Source organism: Bacillus sp. 05T31, assembly GCF_056396725.1.
Genome location: NZ_JBFTMA010000454.1, coordinates 1 through 3,617, shown reverse-complemented (window position 1 = coordinate 3,617; position 3,617 = coordinate 1). Strand labels below are relative to the sequence as shown.

The following is a 3,617-nucleotide window of genomic DNA, read 5'->3' as shown; positions in this document are numbered from 1 at the left end:
CCTTATGTAAGTGATTGTAATACACCTACTTACTTTAGTCAAGTAACTTCTCAAAAAGAAAAATATCTCGGATTAAAAATAACAAAGAAATATATTTCCTCATTCGAAATGATAAATTCAAAAACACATAAGTGAAATCCCTTGTATAATACAACTAGAGAGAGAAATTCATCTATAGAGAGGATTTATTAATGAGTACTTTAGAAAAGATTCAAACCTTTATCATTCTTGCAGCTGTTATATTCGGGGTTATATTAGGACAATTTAATATGATACATATGCATTCAGAAAAATTTATTGTCCCCTTCTTATTTTTAATGCTTTACGGATTATTCCTCAGCATCCCATTAAATGATATAAAAAATGGCTTCCGTAACTTAAAATTCGCTGGAACAAGCCTAGGTATTAACTTTATATGGACACCTTTTCTTGCTTGGGGATTAGGCGCATTATTTCTTTCAGATCACCCAGCACTTTGGGTCGGCTTTATTATGTTAATGGTTACTCCGTGTACAGACTGGTATTTAATTTTCACAGAGATYGCAAAAGGTAACGTCGCATTATCTACATCAATTCTACCRGTAAATTTAATTTTACAAGTAYTACTGCTKCCAATTTATTTATTTTTATTTGCTGGTGTCATGAAAACTGTAGCGGTTTCTGTTTTAGTAGAAAGTATTGTTATCGTAATCGTCTTACCATTTTTACTTGCGCACGCTACAAAATTCATTATGCATAAAATGAAAAAAGTTGAAACACTTGAGAATAAACTCATTCCATTTTTCAGCTCTGCTCAAATTGTATTTTTAAGTTTAGCAATAGTAGCGATGTTTGCCTCACAAGGTAAGTACTTATTACAAAATATGAATGTTGTTTTATTGTTACTTATACCAGTATTACTGTTCTTCATAATTAACTTTATACTAGGACAGTTTGTAGGACGTATGATGCATTTATCCTATGAAGACACTGTAAGCCTAAGCTTAACGACATTAGCGAGAAACTCGCCTGTTGCACTCGCAATTGCTGTGACTGCTTTTCCAGACGAGCCTCTTATCGCGCTTGCATTAGTGATTGGACCGTTAATAGAACTACCAGTACTAGCGTGTGTGTCACAAGTGTTGTTATTTATTAGGGGAAAATAACAAGTTGTAGAAGCTTAAAACATTATAAAAAGACCCTGTTTGAAAAGAGGCCACTGAAAAACTTACGTTTTTCAATTTACAAATCAAATGTAAAACAAGAAAGGCAACTTTTCGTTCAAAATTGAACGGAAAGTTGCCTTTCTTTCTATATTTTTATTATTTTTTTCTTTTAATAGGGTCATAATTCGTTTTAAGTTAACAGCGAATATAGTCATCGCTCCTTGCATTTGCATAGAAGATGCCACATCATACCCGTGTCTATGCTTAAGTTCACTATTTTTCGCTTCAATTTTATAACGCTCTGTCCCTTTTTCTTTAATTTCGGTGATTTCTGATTGAAACGTGCTTTTGTATGCGTCGCATCAACAATAATAGATTTACTAGTAATTAAGTCTTTTTCAAGCGCGATTTCCACCGTTTTCTGGATGAGCATGTCAGTAATCCAATATCCTTTAAGCGAAGCTTACGGAATTTTGTTAATGAACTTGGGTCAATTACCATATCTTCTGGTGCCATATCTAAGAAATATTTAAAGGACATATCATATTTTGAGCGTTCTACAACATCTACATCTGATAAATCAAAAATAGATTTTAATAATAAATATTTGAACATACGAACAGGTGACACTGCATTGCGACCGTTATCGAGGCAATATTTATCTTGTAGTTCTTCTAAAACAAAAGAAAAGTCTACCAGTTCATTAAATTGACGAAGCATATTATCCTTTGGTACAACGATATCGTAGATCGCCATAAATGGACTAAGGTTAAGAGATTGTTGATTCGAAATCATCCGAGACACTACCTAGAATTAGTACAATCATTATACATGAAAAAAGTGAAAGCTTCCTCGATTTCATCGAGGAAGCTTTCACTTTTTAAACTATAAAGACTTTTTCAGTGGCCTCTGTTTTGATTAACCTTTTTTTCAAAACACGCTCTTTTCTATGATTATTTATCAAAGTTATTAGTATCAATTTGAATAAACTTCATTTAAAAGCAAAAACAATGTTCAAATAAAAGTACGTCTAAATTGAACATACCATACAGCCACAATTTGCTGTTTTCTAAGCTCGAAGTTTACCTCTCTAATAAGTGGAAATAATAGAACTATAAAACATTGGATGGAGGATTTATAGTGACGAATAATGAGAATTACAGTGGAATATTACCCCATAATACCGAATCTTATTGGACGAGCAGTATTCACTTACCAGAATACCCTTCCTTAGAAAATGACATGCAGGTCGATGTTATTATTGTAGGAGGAGGAATTACTGGCATTACTTCTGCCTATCTTTTAGTAAATGAAGGTCTAAAAGTCGCTGTTATAGAGGCAGACAAGTTATTAAATGGAACGACTGGACATACGACAGCTAAAATTACGGCTCAACATGACATGATTTATGACGAGCTTATCAGATATACTGGAAAAACTACCGCAAGATTGTATTATGAATCAAACATCGATGCTTTAAAATTCATTCAAGCCACAATTAATAAACATCACATTGATTGCGATTTCACTCAACAAGATGCTTATTTGTATGCCACAACAGAAGAATATGCATTTAAGTTAGAAAAAGAAGCAGAAGCTTATAAAGAGCTTCGTATTGAAGGCGAACTTGTAAACAAACTTCCTATTGATTTAAAAATACATAATGCACTTGTTATGAGAAATCAAGCACAATTCCATCCCCTTAAGTATTTAGCTCATCTTTCAAATATAATTACAGAAAAAGATGGATACATCTTTGAAAATACCACAGCAGTAAATATTAAAACAGGCGAACAACCTGTGGTTCTAACCCGTGAAGGAGCTCAGATTACAGGAAAGTATATTCTCTCCTGCTCCCATTTCCCTTTTTATGAAGGTGCAGGACTATACTCTACAAGAATGCATGCAGACCGATCCTATATAATTGCTGCTAAGACAAAAACAGATTATCCAGGTGGTATGTATATTAGTGTAGATGAACCGACACGCTCTCTCCGTTCTACAACAATTAATGGAGAAAAATTTATTCTTATCTCTGGAGAAAGTCATAAAACGGGACAAGGCGGAGAAACACTAAAACATTATGAAGCCTTGGAAATATTCGGGCAACAAGTTTTTGGGCTTGAAAATATTACATACCGTTGGTCAGCTCAAGATTTAATTACACTAGATAAAATTCCTTATATCGGTGAAATTACATCTGATCAGAAAAATATATTAATTGCTACTGGATACAGAAAATGGGGTATGACAAACGGAACCGCAGCGGCGCTTTTATTTCGAGATATTATATGTAGAGAAAAGAACAAATACCGAGAATTGTATACCCCTTCTCGTTTTCACATGAATCCAAGTTTAAAGAACTTCTTAGTAGAAAATGCAAATGTTGTTGGCCATTTAATTAAAGGAAAGTTAGAAGTTCCTCAAAAGTGCATCCATGATTTATCTAACGATGAAGGAGCTGTCGTTGAC

2 protein-coding genes and 1 pseudogene are annotated in these 3,617 nt (G+C 33.5%); 2 read left to right on the top strand and 1 reads right to left on the bottom strand.

The window, feature by feature from the left end; genetic code table 11:
- The first annotated feature begins 191 nt into the window (after positions 1 to 191).
- Complete coding sequence (locus AC1DJR_RS21715) at positions 192 to 1,145, top strand: arsenic resistance protein (RefSeq protein ID WP_429688203.1); 954 nt, start codon at positions 192 to 194, stop codon at positions 1,143 to 1,145.
- Between the two features lie 247 nt (positions 1,146 to 1,392).
- On the opposite strand, the pseudogene AC1DJR_RS21710 reads toward AC1DJR_RS21715, so the two are convergent.
- Positions 1,393 to 1,940: pseudogene (locus AC1DJR_RS21710) on the bottom strand (transposase); the annotation flags it as partial.
- A gap of 345 nt (positions 1,941 to 2,285) precedes the next feature.
- Here AC1DJR_RS21710 and AC1DJR_RS21705 point away from each other — a divergent pair.
- Positions 2,286 to 3,617: NAD(P)/FAD-dependent oxidoreductase (locus tag AC1DJR_RS21705; protein ID WP_477003474.1), on the top strand; the 1,332-nt coding region annotated here is incomplete at its 3' end.